The organism is Acidaminobacter sp. JC074, from assembly GCF_022496765.1.
Lineage (GTDB): Bacteria > Bacillota > Clostridia > Peptostreptococcales > Acidaminobacteraceae > JABXKX01.
Genome location: NZ_VANV01000011.1, coordinates 22,378 through 40,826, shown reverse-complemented (window position 1 = coordinate 40,826; position 18,449 = coordinate 22,378). Strand labels below are relative to the sequence as shown.

The 18,449-nt window shown below is 34.5% G+C and carries 16 protein-coding genes; 3 read left to right on the top strand and 13 right to left on the bottom strand.

All coding sequences use genetic code 11. The annotated features are described in order from the left end of the window. Positions 1 to 79: 79 nt before the first annotated feature. Positions 80 to 2,053, bottom strand: coding sequence for a methyl-accepting chemotaxis protein (locus EZV73_RS13395; RefSeq protein ID WP_240840842.1), 1,974 nt, complete (start codon positions 2,051 to 2,053; stop codon positions 80 to 82). Positions 2,054 to 2,163: 110 nt separating this feature from the next. Then, positions 2,164 to 2,997, bottom strand: a complete 834-nt coding sequence (locus tag EZV73_RS13390) for a DegV family protein (RefSeq protein WP_240840841.1) — start codon at positions 2,995 to 2,997, stop codon at positions 2,164 to 2,166. 127 nt (positions 2,998 to 3,124) lie between these two features. Here EZV73_RS13390 and EZV73_RS13385 point away from each other — a divergent pair, with 127 nt between their 5' ends. Genes EZV73_RS13385 through EZV73_RS13375 form a run of 3 tightly spaced genes read left to right on the top strand, consistent with a single transcriptional unit; the run spans position 3,125 to position 5,269 of the window. Beyond that, entirely contained in the window at positions 3,125 to 4,369 is a 1,245-nt protein-coding gene (locus EZV73_RS13385) for a hypothetical protein (protein WP_240840840.1), read from the top strand. Positions 4,370 to 4,376: 7 nt separating this feature from the next. Continuing rightward, on the top strand, positions 4,377 to 4,712 hold the full coding sequence (locus EZV73_RS13380; protein WP_240840839.1) for a type II secretion system protein J: 336 nt from the start codon (positions 4,377 to 4,379) through the stop codon (positions 4,710 to 4,712). Between the two features lie 11 nt (positions 4,713 to 4,723). Then, positions 4,724 to 5,269 carry a hypothetical protein gene (locus EZV73_RS13375; protein WP_240840838.1) on the top strand — a complete coding sequence of 182 codons (546 nt, stop codon included), beginning with the start codon at positions 4,724 to 4,726 and terminating at the stop codon, positions 5,267 to 5,269. A gap of 133 nt (positions 5,270 to 5,402) precedes the next feature. On the opposite strand, the gene EZV73_RS13370 is transcribed toward EZV73_RS13375, so the two are convergent. From EZV73_RS13370 to EZV73_RS13320, 11 genes are all read right to left on the bottom strand, one after another. Further along, positions 5,403 to 5,816, bottom strand: a complete 414-nt coding sequence (locus EZV73_RS13370; RefSeq protein ID WP_240840837.1) for an Hsp20 family protein — start codon at positions 5,814 to 5,816, stop codon at positions 5,403 to 5,405. Between the two features lie 180 nt (positions 5,817 to 5,996). Further along, positions 5,997 to 7,220 (bottom strand): S-layer homology domain-containing protein, encoded by a 1,224-nt coding sequence (locus EZV73_RS13365; protein WP_240840836.1) that lies wholly within the window; start codon positions 7,218 to 7,220, stop codon positions 5,997 to 5,999. Then, complete coding sequence (locus EZV73_RS13360) at positions 7,210 to 7,800, bottom strand: PilN domain-containing protein (RefSeq protein ID WP_240840835.1); 591 nt, start codon at positions 7,798 to 7,800, stop codon at positions 7,210 to 7,212. Before EZV73_RS13360 ends, EZV73_RS13365 begins: the two co-directional genes overlap by 11 nt. An 11-nt stretch (positions 7,801 to 7,811) precedes the next feature. Further along, positions 7,812 to 8,849, bottom strand: coding sequence for a type IV pilus assembly protein PilM (gene pilM / locus EZV73_RS13355; protein ID WP_240840834.1), 1,038 nt, complete (start codon positions 8,847 to 8,849; stop codon positions 7,812 to 7,814). Positions 8,850 to 9,479: 630 nt separating this feature from the next. Beyond that, a complete protein-coding gene (locus EZV73_RS13350; RefSeq protein WP_240840833.1) occupies positions 9,480 to 9,920 on the bottom strand; it encodes a prepilin-type N-terminal cleavage/methylation domain-containing protein in 441 nt (146 codons plus the stop codon). Between the two features lie 15 nt (positions 9,921 to 9,935). Then, on the bottom strand, positions 9,936 to 11,138 hold the full coding sequence (locus tag EZV73_RS13345) for a type II secretion system F family protein (RefSeq protein ID WP_240840832.1): 1,203 nt from the start codon (positions 11,136 to 11,138) through the stop codon (positions 9,936 to 9,938). Between the two features lie 10 nt (positions 11,139 to 11,148). Then, complete coding sequence (locus tag EZV73_RS13340) at positions 11,149 to 12,831, bottom strand: GspE/PulE family protein (RefSeq protein WP_240840831.1); 1,683 nt, start codon at positions 12,829 to 12,831, stop codon at positions 11,149 to 11,151. Between the two features lie 162 nt (positions 12,832 to 12,993). Continuing rightward, a complete protein-coding gene (gene mnmA, locus EZV73_RS13335) occupies positions 12,994 to 14,079 on the bottom strand; it encodes a tRNA 2-thiouridine(34) synthase MnmA (RefSeq protein ID WP_240840830.1) in 1,086 nt (361 codons plus the stop codon). A 2-nt stretch (positions 14,080 to 14,081) separates the two neighbouring features. Further along, positions 14,082 to 15,206 (bottom strand): cysteine desulfurase family protein, encoded by a 1,125-nt coding sequence (locus EZV73_RS13330; RefSeq protein WP_240840829.1) that lies wholly within the window; start codon positions 15,204 to 15,206, stop codon positions 14,082 to 14,084. A 492-nt stretch (positions 15,207 to 15,698) separates the two neighbouring features. Continuing rightward, positions 15,699 to 16,880, bottom strand: a complete 1,182-nt coding sequence (locus tag EZV73_RS13325; RefSeq protein ID WP_240840828.1) for a sugar ABC transporter permease — start codon at positions 16,878 to 16,880, stop codon at positions 15,699 to 15,701. Positions 16,881 to 16,888: 8 nt separating this feature from the next. Next, positions 16,889 to 18,406: an ATP-binding cassette domain-containing protein gene (locus EZV73_RS13320; protein WP_255813363.1), complete on the bottom strand. Its 1,518-nt coding sequence runs from the start codon at positions 18,404 to 18,406 to the stop codon at positions 16,889 to 16,891. Between the last annotated feature and the right edge of the window lie 43 nt (positions 18,407 to 18,449).

The following is an 18,449-nucleotide window of genomic DNA, read 5'->3' as shown; positions in this document are numbered from 1 at the left end:
TACACCTCTTTCGTATGCATTCCTTACTAATATATCATAGTTAGGAAAAAAATCAAGAAAAGAAGTGCAGATGCACTTCTTAGATCTTAAACTTTTCAATTTCTGTACTTAATTGATGTGACAATCGACTAAGCTCGTCAGCAGCAGAAGCAACAGCTTCTACAGCAGCATTTTGCTGTTCCATGTTAGCAGAAACCTGCTCACTCGATGCAGCAGTCTCTTCACTAACAGCTGATATATTAGATATAGATGCAACAATCTGATCCTTATCATCGATGATTTCATTGATGAAACTATCGATGTTTTGAATCTGTACTGTAATACCTTCAATGGCCTGAGAAATAGATCTGAAACTCATATCCATTTCACCAACTGAATCATATTGTTCTTTGGCATTGACTTTAACATCATCCATGATAGATACAGCATTTTTAGTTGTTCCTTGAATGACTTTGACTATATCAGAAATTTGATCTGCAGAGTTTGCAGATTCCTCAGCAAGCTTACGAATCTCTTCAGCAACTACTGCAAAACCTCTTCCATGTTCTCCAGCACGAGCAGCCTCAATGGATGCATTTAGTGCCAGCAAGTTGGTTTGCTCTGCTATAGAAGAAATGGTTACCAAGATATTATCTATATTGGCTGTCTTTTGTTCCAGATCAATCACTGCTTCGGCTATACGTTCAGTAGATTGACTATTCTTATCAGTAGCCTCTCTTAAGTTATTTAAGATGATTTCTCCTTGATTATTAACCTCTTTAACATTATCAGCATTACCTGAGATATCTTGTGAATTCTCATGTAGTTGTGTTAGTTTATGGTCTAGTTGAGCTGTCAATTGTGACGCGTTTTCAGCATCATTAGCTTGCTCTCCAGCACCAGAAGCAATTTCATCCACAGTCCTAGATACCTCATCAGCACTTGCAGATGTCTCCTCAGCTGATGCAGCCAAGTTTTGTGCAGCATCTGCCACTTGTACTGTTACGTCTGCAGCATTACCTAATAGGACATTAACATTTGAAACCATTTGATTAAAGCTCTTTGCCAATTGTCCAGTCTCATCTCTAGTTCTAATATCACTCTTAACAGTCATATCACCATTTTCGACAAGTTTCATTGATGCAACAATTGAATTTATGGGTTTTGTAATTCTACTTGCAAAAATCAATGCAAAGAAAACACCTACAGCGATTGCTATTGCACCAATGACGAAGGTATTCATCCAAATGCCAGTAGTCTTTTCTTCTATATCATCTGTATAAATTGAAGTCATAATGTACCATCTAGTCTCTGGTAAATAAATATACTCAGCTATCTTTTCTCTCTCATCCCATTCATAGTATACAACACCTTGTTCCTTGCCTAATGCAATTTCAGCTTGAATTTCTTCCACTGGCAGAATATTACCAATTTCATTTGGGTCAGGGTGAAAAACAACTGTTCCATTACTATCTAGTACAAATACATAACCCGTCTTACCTACCTTAATCTTGCCTATTTCTTCTGACATATGCGACAAATCTAGACTTGTTGCAACAGCACCAATAAACTCGCCATCTTTAATGACGGGAGCATAACCAGAAATAGAATTATTACCTGTAACTGCATCAGTATACATATCAGTCCATCCAGATGTCATATTTTCTTTTGCACCAATATACCATCCACGTTTGGTATTATCATATGAATCCGGGAAGTCAAAATGTGGTTCTATAAACATATCTCTATTTTTAGTACCTAAATACATCTGGAAAGCAGATGGATACTTCGTTACATAATTTTTTAGTAAGCTTCTTAAAAAAGGTTCATACTCAGGCTTTTCAATTATATCTGTAGCATCCACATTGATAGCAACAGCTTCTACTCCATGAATATAACCATTAAGTTCTTTTCTAATACCATCTGCGATCTTATTATTAAGTTCAGCAGTGTTTTCTTCAAATGTCACTTCTAGTACTTCTACAGATTTTGAATATGTAGAAAAAGCAAGTACAGTCACCGCAACTAAAATTAAGATACTTATCATGCTCGTCACTTTAAGTTTTATGCTCATATTTTCCTCCCTAATCACGATTATCGTCTTATTGATTATACCCGTCATTAATACGAATAAACTTAAAGCTCCACAAAATTAGTATGTAAAAAAAAAGACTGCTGAGCAGTCTAAGTTCTAATCCAACCAACACCAATGGTCTTAGGTCCAGTATGAACACTAATTACTGGTGACAATGGGTCAATGCCAATATTTAAATTAGGATATATCTTAAGTATTTCTGACTTTACTGCTTCTGCATATTCAATGCCATCAGCATGAGCAATCATTAATAGATCATCATCAGAAAGATTGGCTTCTTTGGCTAAGTCAATTAAAGCTTGATGCGCTTTTTTAGCACTTCTTACCTTCTTAAACAACTCAATTTTACCATCAGCAAACTGTAAAATAGGCTTTATCTTAAGCATTGAACCAATCTGAGCCGATGTTGTACTGACTCGACCAGTTCTAGATAAATGCTTTAAATCATCTACAACTAGATAAATTTCAGCCTTATTTCTATAAGCCTCTAAATGAGAAACAATTTCCTCAACTGATTTACCTTCATCTATAAACTTAAGTGTATCCAAAGTCATTAACTTCTGAATAATAGATGTACCCAGTGTATCAAATACGGTAATTCTATTTTCATCCACAAGATTTCTAGCCATCATACCAGAGTCGAATGTACCACTGATTCCTGACGAAATCGTCAAATAAATAATATGATCATAAATTTCTAATAAGTCCGTAAACATCTTTTCTACTTCACCAATCGAAGGTTGAGAAGTAGTCGGCAATTCGGTTTTAGTTTTTAGTAAGTTAAAGAATGTTTCCTGTGTTAAGTCAATGCCATCTTCATAGCTTTCGTGCTCAAATATAATTTTTAGTGGTACTGAATATAAGTGGTCATGTGTTACATTACCCATAACGGCTGTACTATCTGCAATTACTGCTATTTTCATGATTACCTCCTTTCTACATTTATTATACACGATTTTTGAATATAAACCAGTTGATATCAATTATTCGGTTTAAAAGATGCAATAATGCCGTATATATATAATAGGCTTACATTTTAAGGAGGACACCATGAAACATCTGAGAGATTCAAAAGGCTACATCATGGTCGGTGTCATTTTCACATTAGCATTTGCAGCATTATTCGGCCTCTTAGCTTTACACATTTACTCTACCAATAAAAATGAAACCATACGGTCAGAAAGCAAGATACAGGCCCACTATATTGCAGAATCTGGTGCACGTATGGTTTCTAAATATCTGATAGACAACCCGACAGAACTAGAAAATATTTTGGGAGAGAGTGAGTCTTTTCAACTAGATTCGAATCCCAATAATACCTGTATCGTCACAGTATCGCAAGATGCTCAATATATCTACATTAAGGCAAAGGGTTCTGTTGAAAAAGATAGAACCTATGAAGAAGAAGTAGAACTTGTAATGGAAAAACCTAGTAACTTTGGTTTTGATAGTGCTATATATGTAAAAGAATCTCTACTAGCCAAAAATGAAATGAAAATCTATGGCTATATCTCTACCGAAGGTGCAGCTGATACCGCAGAAATTGTTGATGACAATCAAGAAGTTCCTGAAGATATGGTCATACCAGACAAACCACTTATAACTGAATATGCTACTATTCCAGAAATTCAAGCTGTTTTTGTAGAATCTCCAGATACACCAACAATTAATCCTATGAGTTATTTAGACTCTAGCGGAGATTATGAAATAAAAGAAGATTATATGATTATCGGTGGTACACATTCATTCAATTATTCAGGTGGTGATTTCCATGCAGTATTCAATCAATTACAAATAGAGAATGCAACTATTACCTTTGACCTTGATGAAGGTAGAAAGGCTTATCTATATGTAGGTGATAAGAACTCATTCAAGTTCAGTGGCGTTGATTTCAACATGGATGGGGAGCACAGTGATGTAGTTATCTATTATACTTCAACTGACAAGGAGCTTCTGATTCAAAATGAATCAAATGTAAAGGCTGACATCCATATACAAGATGCTTCAAAGGTCACTATCCAAAGTGCAAATACCACTTATGATGGACACCTTGTTTATGAGGGCGAAAATGAAATGGACATTCAGAATGGTACAAGTTGGACTAACGGACTTTTGTACGCACCAAAGTCAAAAGTGAACTTTAAGAATAATGGTGTTATGTACGGTGTTATGATAGCTTATGAAATCATAGCAGATGGAAATGAAGGTAGTTTTATAGAATATCAAGCCATTGAAGAAAGCACCATTATTAGTGGCAGTGGCGGTAAACCAAAACTTTATCAATGGAGAAAGTAGTGATTTTATGAATAAAGATGGATTCACTTTAATAGAAGTCATTGTGTCAATTGCACTCTTATCAATAGTGGTATTAGGTGGTATAAGTGTTTTAACCAACTCTTATGTTACAACAATACTTATTGGTGATAGCAACACAACTTTTTACCAAGCAGAATCTGCTGCAGAAACCTTGTTTAACGGTGGTTCTGTCACCGATTCTGTTGAGATAGAAGATAGCATTTTCATTGTATTTCCTGATAAAACGATTCAAATAGAAGGTAGAAGTATTGAAATTAGAATTCCTTCTGTAGAACTGCATGGAAAAAACACTTCAAATATTAGAATTTTTATCCCAGATTAGGATGTGTTTGTATGAATAAAAAAGGTATAACTATTTATGAAGTGATTATTGTAACAGCATTGCTATCCATTATTGTATTACTGACATTTTCATTAATCTTATATGTTTCTAGATCTATTGGTAATGTCCAAGACCAATACGAAACTCAGACTGATGCTAGATTGGTACTTGATACCACTGTAGATAAAATAAGACTAGCCACCTCTATGGAAATAATAACAGTGGATCAAGCTGAAGCAGATATCATAGCGAAAGAAGCTTTCGATTATATCTATGTCAAAGAGGATACACTTTATTACTATGAGTACAACAGCACAAAAGATGATAAGTATGATATAATGCTCATTCCCTTTTATCATGATGATACCAACAAAGTATTTACTGAAGCTGATGTCAGGGAACTTAAAATTACAATAACCACCAGTCGCAATGCTACCAGTCAAATGAATGAGGTCATCATTCACTTAAAGAACCTTGAAATCACAGAAACCAAAGGCACAATCAATGATACAAGTGACGGTACTGGTTACAATGCAATTAGGTTTACCAAACCATAAGAATAACCACTTGGATTTCCAAGTGGTCTATTTTAATGAAGCAAGACACCTATTACTGATCCTAGTATCATACTCATCATAATCATATAAAGTATTATTCTGTTCTTCTTTTGTGTCTTGTTCATATTTACTCCTACTGCACTTCAATGCGCTTTTTAGTATCCACTAACTCAACTTTTGGTAAAATTACTTTTAAAATGCCATTTTCTAGTTTTGCTTGGATATTTTCTGGATCTACATCTTTAAATCTAAGAACTCTCTCCATTGAGTACATTTTTCTTTCACGATGAACATAATTCTTCTCTTCTACATTTTCTTCAGATGTTTGTTCAACAGAAATCTTAAGTAGGTTGTTTTCGAAATCTATATTAATGTTATCTCTTTGAATACCTGGTAATTCACCTTCTACAACAAATTCCTTATCATTTTCTAAAACATCTAATCTAAAGCCACGCTTCATTTCCTTTTGCGGTACACTGTTAAAGAACTCATCCATCATATTAAACATATTGTTCATTTCATCGTTTCTATAAGTAACCAATTTCATAACTAAGCTCCTCTCAATCTATATCAATATATTTGTTAGCACTCATAACTAACGAGTGCTAATTACAACTTAATAATATACCTCTACAAGATATTTGTAAAGGTTCTTTATAATTGTTTAAGTGTCTTTTATACTTTCTTAATAAAAGAAAATAGCGACGCCTCATGACGTCGCCCAAATCTAGTCAACTAATCTATCATTTATATAAGAAAGGAAATAAATGATCTCAGCTCTTGTTGCTGGTGCTGTAGGTGTTTGAATCCCCACAGATTCATAACCAAAGTTCTCACTGATTTCACTGGCTACATCAGCCCATGTAATCTCAGAACCTAATAAGTTGTTACCTAAGAATCCAAGTTCTTCATAAGATATGTTATTATAAGGTCTTAAAGTATTGTCTTCATATCCAAATAGATAACCTGAATTGTATCCTTTTAATAAAGCTTTCTTTTCAATATCAGATAAAGCATCGATGGTATCATAATCTGCAAAAGACTGAAGTTCTACAAAGTCATCTTGAAGTTCCCATCTAAATACTAAATCCAGTAGTAAAACAGTTTCAAGTCTAGTCATCGGTTCATCCGGTCTAGCATTACCAGATTCATCTCCAATGATGTAACCATTTCTACCAAAGAAGTTAATCACCTCTTCAGCCCAATGTCCAGCTGTATCGTTAAAACCTTCGAATGGTTCATTATAAAAAGCAACATCTGTACCTGTATAGAAGTAATTAGGATCAAATAGATAAGAAAAGTCTTCACGAGTAAATGGATCTTCCTTATCATAATAAACATCATTATACCATTCAAATAGAGTTACATCTGATGCATATTCGTTGTTCACTCTAACAAATGCTATAGTTACACTACCAGTTATGTTATCTGGATTAATTGTCTGTTCTTCCACATCGCTCTCTTGTTCGCCAACTCTTTCCAAATTGAAACCCTTAACATATATGTTATGATCAAATCTCCAAAACGAACTTATTAAGTTAATTATATCTGCATATGTTCCATTAACATCAACTGTCATAGTCATTTCATCGTAATCTAAAGCTGATAACAAAATATTATTAAAATCAGAAAAATTTAATGCATCAACTTCAACATTGGATCTAACCAGAATCTCATTAACCAACAATATTAGTTCTTCTTGTTCTATATCTTGTAGAAAATCCCTATAAAACTCACTTAAAGATAGTTCTAAGTCTTCTTTCTGACTTCTAACGTTTTTTAAATTCGCCTTTGCCAAACGATGAGCCTGTATTGCTGATTCATTAGCAGCAATTTGACTATCATAAGAATCTAAATCATCTAATTGATGTTGCATAAAGAAATAATAAAATCCAAATATAACGACTACTATAAACAATACTACTAAAAACCCTTTTTCTCTATTCGTCATTTGGCTCACCTCCTTGAGTCATCTCAAGCATGAAATCCTCTAAGGTTATTTCAATGGTGAAGACATAATGCTCACTTTCATCATTGTAACTAACAGAAGGTACAAAAACATTATCAAACATACTTAAGTCACGAAGATTGTTTTCTAACTCAGCAACGTCAACTCGCTCTATAGCCTCTCCTGATATTGTTATATTCCTCTCATTAATTACATATGAAGTGAAAAATACATTTCTTGGAACAGAATTTAGAAGTGCACTAGTCATTTCTTCAGTTACCCGATAATCAAGCTGAAGGATTAAATCAAATAGTTCTATTTCCTCACCTAGTAAATTTAAATAGGTAACTTCTTCTCCAAGCACCTCTAACTCTTGCTTTGTCTTAACAACCTCATCAGAGTTTAAGAACGATTCTTGTTCTGCTATTAAATCTTCTTTTTCAGATAATTTCCACTCTAAGTAAAAGAAACTTCCAAGAACACCTGCAACAACAATAATCAAAAGTATAGGCACAATCAATTTTTTTGGTCTTAGCTTGCTTTCTGTATAGACATACTCACTAAAAAAATTATAGTCTCTCATCGTAACACCTCCTACAGCCTAACCATTGCACCGAGTACTGGAAAATAACTCGCTACATCAGTCGTTATCGGGGTATTAGTAATTATATTTTCTAATGATTCAAACTCAAAAGTTGGCAAATCTAACCTTTCAATAAGTAAATCTTTAATTTCAGGTTGATTTATGATTCCACCTGTAATATAAATATTATCAACACTATTTGAGCTATCCCTAGACAAGTGATATCTAATGACATTTGATATTTCATCAACAAGAGGCGTAAGTACATCATTAATCCTGTGAGAAAATTGCTCCCCATCTTTTATAATCAATCGTCTAATCTGTCCATTCTCGAAATCTACATTGAACTCTTCTTTTAACATATGTTCCATAGAGTTAGATCCAAGCATTATAGTACGACTCATATTAAAAGTTCCGCCAGAAATAATTGATATATCAGAACTATTATATCCTATATCGATAACAGCAACTGTATTCTCCATAGCAACAACATTATCGTTATATAATCTAAAAAATTTGTTAATCGAGTTGAAGTGTACATCTAAAGCATAAGGTTTCAAATGTAAAGATTTTAGTAAGTTATAATAAGTGTCTACTAGTTCACGATTAACAGCGGTGACTAATACTTTCATCATTTTAACTTTTTCATCATAATACTCATCAATAATTTGATACTGAGTAACATACTCATCTAGTTTAATTGTCAAAAATTGTTTCATCTCATAATGAATAATCCTATCTAACGCACTTAAATCGTCATTATAAGGTAGTGATAGCTCACGGTTTATAATACCTGAACTCTTAATCGTCACTACTGTGTATTTTCCTTTCAATTTATAATCATGGACTATCTTACTTAATACTTCCTTTATAGCATTTAGATCTCGAATATAACCATTTGATAAACACTTCTCAGGTGTTTGAACAGCAATCATTTCCTTTACAATTATTTTTCCACCTTGTCTTTTCCCTACAACTACTTTGATATTACTAGTACCAATATCAAGTGTAACAAGGATCTTTTTCTTAACTCTCTTATCATTTTTCATAACAACCTCACTTGGTCTCATCTAAACTATAACTCGCCCTGAATACGTAGTATTTGTTCTTCTATAATCAAAATGTACCGTATAGAATACGTCATCTTTGTTATTATCAATAGTAACTCTAATGGTGTAAGTGACATTGTTGCTCTTGGTACCAATGTTTACATAGGGATAGGGGATTTATCTCTATAACTACTCATTATAATATAATAGTAAATATGCTCACTGTAGATGCAATAATCAACAATAAAACACCTACAATCTAGCTCCTATTGATAGGTTATTAACTTAAACTGAGTAACTATTACAATTACACCAAAAGACATTTCCATATCTATTTCAATATACTATTTATCTCTCTTTCAGTCACATCCAGAAAATGAATCAACTCGTATACAACAACTCTACAGTAGATCTAACAACATAATTAGACTGTATATTATCATCCTGCTACACTACAAGTTTTGAATCTATAACAGATAGAGTAAACAATTCAAATGTAAACACTGACATTAGAATCACTACAAAGATAACCCCTACTAAAGTAGAACCTTTCTTATCCATAAAACCTCTCTTCACACAATAAGTTTTATTATGTGAAGAGAAGGCTGAACCAAATGGCTCAGCTAATTATTACTTAATTTGTCCCGCTGTTGTTGTGTCAAACTTAAACTCCACACCTTCCGAAACTGTCACTGTATCATTATCATATGTTCCTCCATTAACAACCCAAGTCACTTGGTAATTTGTACCATCATAAGTTAAATTATATGCATCATCATCAGCACTTTGAGGATGATCTGGTACTACCATATAATCACCATCTAGTGCATTATTAGGTAAATCTACACCAGTTCCATCTGTAACAGCAGTCCCTGTGTCAGCATGTTGTACTCTTGCAGCATTAATTATCTCAGCTGCAGTAGTTGCATCAGCTTTTATTGTTGATCTATCTTGAATACCTGCAAATCTAGGTATTGCAACAGCTGCAATAATTGCTAAGATAGCGATTACTACGATTAACTCTATTAAAGAGAATCCTTTTTTGTTTAGTTTTTTTCTCATAAATTTCATTTCAATCCTTCCTTTCTAAACCACATTTGCCATTTCAAACATTGGAATAACCATCGATAGAACTACTGTACCTACAACCACCCCCATTACTAAAATCATCAATGGTTCAAACAATTGTGTCATTCTCTTGATGGTGTGTTCCAACTCATCATCGAAATAACTAGTTGTTTTGATTAATATATCATCTAAAGATCCCGATTCTTCACCAATATTAATCATAGAATCTACCATTCTAGGAAAGACTTTCATCTTTTTAATTGGTGTGGCTAAATCAGAACCACGACGCACTTCTTTGGTTACTTCCACAATCTTCTCGCTAACTATAATATTCCCTACAGATCTTGATATGTTCTCTAAAGACTGTAAAAGCGGTACACCACTAAATAACATAGTAGCAAGAGTTCTTGTAAATCTAGTGGTAATTAGGAGTTGATTATACTTTTTAAATCCAGGTATGTTAAGTTTTACTTTATCCATCCATCTTCTAATTGATGGCTCTCTCCTAAGGAGTTTTACTACAGCAGCAATTGCTATTACAACAATTAAGTAAACATACCAGAAACTCTTTATTGATTCACTAAGACCTATCACTTGCCTTGTTAACCAAGGCAAATCTACACCTGCATTATCAAACATGTATATGAATCTAGGTAAAATAAATACCATCATAAACACTACCAATGCAATAGTTGCTAGAATTAAGAGTGCTGGATAAACCAGTGCACTGTTTATCTTGTTTCTAATCTTGGCTTCATTTTCAAAGTCAATTGCTAACCTATCTAATATTGTATCGATTGCACCAGACATTTCTCCAGCTTCTATAAGAAATATCATATTCTCAGGAAAAATGTCTCTACGCCGAGCTAAGGCTTCTGAAAATGTAAGTCCCTTTTGCAAGTCCTCAAAGATTTTATGAAGGGCTCTTTTTATTCTAGAGTTTACTGTTTGATCCCTTAGAATATCTATGGCTGTAACAATAGGCAAACCTGAATCTATCATGGCATGTAGTTTTCTACAAAATATGGATAAATCCTTTGCCCTAACCTTACTCTTTACATTGACATTAAAAATATCAGTTTGCTTAGCAGGCTTTATTTCAATGATGAAATATTCCTTTTCCTTAAGGTAACCCTGTACTTCATATTCAGATTTTCTGTTTAACTCACCAGTGATGGTTTCACCACTTGGCTTCATTACTTTGTACTTATAAATAGCCAATGGTTACCTCCTAATCTACCTTAAATGTAATTCTTAATAGTTCATCTAAAGATGTGATACCTGCTAGAACCAATCTTTTTGCATCCTCTCTAAGGGTGATCATGCCTTCTTCAATGGCTTCTGTCTTAATGTCATCTGAAGTCTTTCGCTCATTTACAAGTGTTCTGATTTTCTTGGTTATAGGAAGCACTTCATGTACTGCTGTTCTACCCAGATAGCCCGTATAGTTGCAGTGTGGGCATCCCTTAGAATGATAAAGCGCATGTCCAACTTCTATACCTAAAAGTTCAGCTTCTGTAATATTGGCTTTGTATTCATATCTACATTTTGTGCAGAGCTTCTTAACCAATCTTTGAGCGATTACACCAATCAGTGAACTTGATAACAAGAAGGGTTCTATTCCCATATCTACTAGTCTTGCAACAGTACTAGAGGTATCATTGGTATGGACAGTTGAGAATACCAAGTGACCTGTAATTGCTGCTCTTACAGCAATTTCAGCAGTTTCATTATCACGTATCTCACCTATCATAATCACGTCAGGGTCTTGTCTAAGAATAGATCTTAAACCAGATGCAAAAGTCACCCCAGCCTTGTTATTAATCTGAGTCTGATTAATGCCTCGCATCCTGTACTCAACTGGATCCTCTATGGTAATGATATTCTTAGAAATTTCATTTATACTCATCAAGGCTGCATAGAGTGTTGTTGTTTTACCAGAACCAGTAGGTCCTGTCATCAAGATAATACCGTTTGGATATTTTAAGAGCTTATCAAACACACTAATGTTGTACTCTGAAAAACCAATATCATCTTTCTTGTGGACTCTTGAAGATCTATCTAATAGTCTGATTACAACTTTCTCACCATGGATGGTTGATATGATTGAAATACGAAGGTCTACAATCCTACCATCTACTTCTATTTCAACCTTGCCATCTTGTGGCACTCTCTTCTCAGCTATATTAAGCTTAGCCATAATCTTAATCCTAGTTACTATAGCCGAGTGGACTCTCTTAGAAGGTGTCAGCATTTCTATCAAGTCACCATCCACTCTGTACCTAACTCTAATTTGGCTCTCAAAAGGTTCTATGTGAATATCACTAGCTTTTAGTTTGACTGCTTGTTCCAAGATTGAGTTTAAGAGTTTTACAACTGGCGCATTGTTGATCTCTGCTAAAGATGATTCATCAATGTCATCACTGTAATGATCAAGATTGTAGTTTTCATTCAGTTCTTCATAGAGTTCTTCTGAAACGCTACTAGCATAAAACTTGTCTATTGCATTGACCACTTCGTGTCTAAGTGACATAACGGGCTGGATTTCATACCCAGTAATCAGTCCGATATCTTCTCTTGCAAAAAAATTAATCGGGTCTGTCATTGCAATAGTCAAGACAGACCCGTCAAGTTTGATGGGAATAAGTTCGTATCTTCGTGCGATTTTTTCTGTGATTAAATTTGGAATATCTGGTGTGATGTCTAGTTCGGAAATCTTAACATACTCAATATTTAACTGTTTCTCCAAAACTTTTAAAATGTCTAATTCTGTAACGTATCCTTTGTTGATTAAAACCTCGCCAAGCCGCTTTTTTTCTTCCATTTGGATTCTTAAAGCTTCATCTAACTCATGTTGGCTAAGGAGATTATTCTCTAAAAGGATATTACCTAGTCTTTTATATTGTGTATTCATTTTCTTTCTCCTTATAGACATACTACCCATATTTTCAAGAAAACAACAAAAATATAAAAAAATGCTATGTGTAATTTTACATAACATTAAATCTTATTTAATCTATACCACCTAAAAAAAGAATTAATCACAATCGATTAATTCTTTTATATGATACCTTAGCTATTCTATTACGCCGCCACCTAACAAAAGGTCTCCATCATAGAATACAACGGATTGTCCAGGTGTTACAGCTCTCTGCGGTTGATCAAAGACTGCTTTGATTCTATCACCTTCTAAAGGATAAATAGTACATGGTGCTGTCTTTGATGAGTATCTTACCTTACCATCACACTGAAGCGGTTCAGTTAATTCTTTTTTAGTGATGATATTGAACTCTTTTGCTGTTAGTTCTGTCTTAAAGACATCATCATTATCACCTAAAACCACTTCATTGGTTTTTGGTCTTATTTCTACAACATACATTGGTTTTCCAAAGGTTACACCTAGACCTTTTCTCTGTCCGATGGTGTAATGGATAATACCCTTATGGTCACCTAAAACATTGCCTTCTAGGTCTACAAACTTACCTTTTGGAATTTTCTTTTTAGAATGCTCTTTTACAAATCTAGCATAGTCATCATCTATAACAAAACAAATCTCCTGAGAATCATTCTTTCTAGCAACTATTAAATCTTCTCTTTCAGCAATTTGTCTTACTTCTTCTTTTGATTCAAATACACCTAATGGCATTAATGTGTGTTTGATTTGGTCTTGTGATAAAGAATACATCATATAGGTCTGGTCTTTTCTAAGCTCTTTTGACTTAGAAATGGTATATCTGTCTAAGTCTTCATTATAGCCGATGATACCATAATGACCTGTAGCCACATAATAAGCACCTAAACCATGAGCCGTCTTTAATAGCTCATCAAATTTGATGTACTTGTTACATCTGATACATGGACTCGGTGTATGACCATTTAAATACTCATCAATAAAGTTATCAACAACGGTCTCAATAAAACGCTCATTGTAGTTGATGACGTAAAAAGGAATATCTAACTTTTCACATACCAGTCTGGCGTCTTCTACTGATGACAAAGAACAACAACCACCATAATCTTCTGCATAGTTTTCTTCATCTTCTTCCCAAAGCTTCATGGTAATACCGATTACCTCATAGCCTTGTTCCTTTAAGACATAAGCAGCTACAGCACTATCAACGCCACCACTCATGCCAACAACGACTTTCTTTTTGTCTAACATAGTTACCTCAATCTTGTAATAATCTCCGTCATCTTTTCAATGACATAGTCAAGCTCTTCATAGCTTGTGCTATCTCCTACTGTCATCCTAAGCGATGCTTTTGCTTCTTGAGTTGAAAGTCCAATACTCAAAAGCACATGCGAAGGATTAACTGAACCTGAAGAACAAGCCGAACCAGATGATACAGCTATACCTGCTAAATCCAGATTCATTAGAAGTGTATCACCTTTGACGTGATTAAACAAGATGTTTAAAGAGCCAGGATGTCTATTTTCTGAACCATTTAAACGGATATCTAAATCTTTTAAACCTTCGTAGAGATAATCTCTCTTCTTCTTTAGCTCAAATGTGATATTTTCTAGATCATCGTATCTTATACTAGCTGCCTTAGAAAAGCCGACAGCCCCAGAAACATTAGAGGTACCAGCCCTTCTTTTTCTTTCCTGAGCCCCACCATCAATAATGGGTTTAATCTTAATACCTTTTCTTATATAAAGACCACCTATACCAATTGGTCCATAAATTTTGTGGGCAGACAGGCTCATCATATCGATGTTCATTTCTTTTACATCAATATCCAAATAACCAAAGGCTTGTACAGCGTCAGTATGGAAAATTACATCATTTTCTCTACAGATACTGCCGATAGTTTTTACATCCTGTATGGTGCCAATTTCATTGTTGACAAACATAATACTAACAAGAATGGTATCCTTTTTAATAGCCTTCTTTACATCCTCAGGCTTAATATGGCCTTGACTGTCAGGCTTAATATAAGTGACTTCATAGCCCTTCTTTTCTAAAGCTTTAGCAGCATTTAAAACAGCTGGATGTTCAAACTCTGATATAATGATGTGTTTGCCCTTATCTGAATAAGATTCAGCAATACCTTTTAATGCCCAGTTGTCTGACTCAGTACCGCCGCCTGTGAAATAAAACTCATCGTAAGAAGCACCTATCAACTTAGCAAGGTTTCTTCTCGACTGATCAAGCCCCTTATGCATATTTCTACCAAAGGCATGGATACTCGATGCATTACCAAAAGTCTGAGTCATATATGGAAGCATTTCATCTAAAACTTCTTTTTTCAGTGGCGTAGATGCCGCATAATCTAAATAAACTTGCATGATTCCCTCTTTCTATACAATATTAGTAGTATAATAGTTTTTACGACTATATTCAAGTTCTATTATACTTATTTAAGTCGAACACATATCCAAAACAAGATTTCCATATATTGTAAAATCGGATTTTACTTGATATAATATCCTTACTGAGATTCGGTTGGTTCTATACAACACTTGCTTTTACAAATTATTGTTTTAGGTGGTGGTGCATATGAACATTTTCATTCTAACCTTGTTGGCAACAGTTCTGGGTACAATCCTAGCAACATTTGCTATTAGATACATCGACAAAATGAAAAACAACCGCTAAACTTTTCCCAAAAGACCACGGTTGTTTTTACCAAAGCAAGTGTTGTCCGAGTAGGACCACATCTCAGTTATAGTTATGAGTCTAACTTGTTAGGCTCATTTCTATTATACTACATTCAAAAGTACATTAAAAGTAAAATTATGTAAGAAAAGTAGAGCATCACTGCTCTACTTCTAGGGGGTCTAAGCTTTTTTAGAACGCATATTTCTTGTTTTTACATCAAATACAACTGCTGCTACCAGCACAAGCGCTCTGATGATATATTGATACGATACACCTACGTTCATAAGGTCCATACCCTTCGTTAATGATGCCATTACTAAAGCACCGATAATTGATCCTGTTACTTTACCTACACCACCTGAAGCCGATACACCACCAACATAAGCTGCTGCGATTGCATCTAGTTCAAATAAGGTACCTGCAGTCGGTGTTGCAGACTGAAGTCTTGCTGTAAATAGGATACCCGATAAGGCTGATAACATGGTCATAGAACCAAATACGATATAAGTGATTTTATGAACACTGATACCCGAAAGTTCTGCTGCTTCTGGATTACCACCAACAGCATATATATGACGACCTAGAGTCGTTTGTGTCGTAACAAAATGATATACAATGACTACAATACCAACGATTAAAAGAGTCCATGAGAAACCTTTAAAGCTTGCTAATTGGTATACGAAGTATGAGATAATGCCAGATACAAATACAAGCTTTGCAATAAATAAGCCCATTGAAGATACATGTAAACCATAAGATGCTTGTTTGTTTCTATTTCTCACTTCATTAACAATATAAAGCACAATACCCACTAGACCCAGTAAAAGGGTTAAAACATGTAAGCCTTCTATATTCATGAAGTCAGGTATATAACCATTACCGATTGCATTGAATGTATCATTACCTGTAAAGATTGTTTCTGAGTTGGTGATTCTTATAAGAGCACCTCTAAATAGAAGCATACCAGCTAAAGTAACAACGAATGCAGGTACACCCATATTGGCTACTAAGAAACCATTCCAAGTACCGATTGAGATACCAATTAACATAACAATAGGTATGATTAAAAAGACTGGCATACCTAGTTTTGATGACAGTATAGCTGCTACTGCACCTAAAAATCCCGCTACAAAACCTACCGATAAGTCAATGTGTCTGATAACAATTACCAGGGTCATACCAACAGCAAGTACCGCTATATAACCTGTCATGTCAATCAAGTCAGATATTACTCTAGGTGTTAAAAAGAGTCCATCTGTTAATGTGTTAAATATCAAGATGATAAGACCAAGTGCCATAAACATACCGTAATCTCTGATGTTTTCTTTTAATGCACCTGGAATCATATTTTTAGTATTCATAATTCCCCCTATACCGTTGCCATTTCCATGATTTTTTCTTGTGTCGCCTCTTCAATTGGCAGTTCACCAACCATTTTGCCTTCCGCCATTACATAAACCCTATCACTCATACCAAGTACTTCTGGCAGTTCTGAGGAAATCATAATAACACTGAGTCCCTGTTTGATAAGATCATTCATAATGGTATAAATCTCATATTTTGCACCAACATCAATACCTCTTGTCGGTTCATCCAATATTAGAATATTTGGTTCAACAAAGAGCCATTTGGCAATAGCAACCTTTTGCTGATTACCACCACTTAGATTTTTCACCTTCTGTTCTATAGACGGCGTTTTAATGTTAAGTGATTGTTTGTAGTGTTCTGCAATCTTAATTTCTTCTTGTTTGTTGACAACTGAAGACTCAGCTATTTTACTAAGATTGGCTAAGGTGATGTTTTGCTTGATGTCTTGATCAAGTATCAGACCATTACCTTTTCTATCTTCAGATACATAAGCAAGTCCAGCTTGAATGGCATGACTAGGTGATTTAAACTTAACCTTCTTACCCTTGATAAAGATCTCACCAGACAACTGATAACCTTTATAGTTGCCAAATACACTGTGGGCAAACTCCGTTCTGCCTGCACCCATTAGACCAGCTATACCAACTATTTCACCCGCTCTGACATTGAAATCAACGTTCTTAACAACATCTCTTCCTAACTTCTTGTCAAAGGCAGTTAAGTTCTTAACTTCTAATAAAATATCTCCAATATTCTTTTCTAATCTCTTAGGGAAAATATCATCGATTTCTCTACCAACCATATGCTTGATAATGTCTTTTTCATTGATTTCATTTTTCTCTTTATCCAAAGAGCATATTGTTTGACCATCCCTTAAAATGGTTACAGTATCAGCTACCTTGAGGACTTCCTTCAACTTATGAGAAATCATAATACAAGTCACACCAAGTTTTTTTAGCTCTAAAAGCAGGTCCAGCAAGTTATCACTGTCGTCTTCATTTAAGGCTGCAGTCGGTTCATCTAGAATCAAAAGCTTTACTTCTTTACTTAAGGCTTTTGCAATTTCTACAAGTTGCTGTTTACCAACACCTAAGTCAATGACTTTTGTATTTGGGTGTACATCCAGCTTTACTTTTTTAAGCATCTCAACAGCTTCTACTCTTGTTTTATGCCAGTCAATCACACCACCTGACTCTATTTCATGACCCAGATAAATGTTTTCATACACTGACATTTCAGGAATAAGTGCAAGTTCTTGATAAATAATTGAAATACCCTTGTTTTCACTATCATTTATCCTAGAAAACTTTTGTACCTCTCCTTCGAATACGATATCACCAGAATAATGACCATCCCCATAAACACCACCCAGCACCTTCATCAGCGTTGATTTTCCAGCACCGTTTTCGCCCACTAGACAGTGTATTTCACCTTCTTTTACTTGGAAATTAACTTGATCTAATGCTTTTACGCCTGGAAATTCCTTGGTGATATTTCTCATCTCTAAAATGTTCTTCATGATTAACTCCTAAACATAAGTGATTAACACGACCAGCTAACTG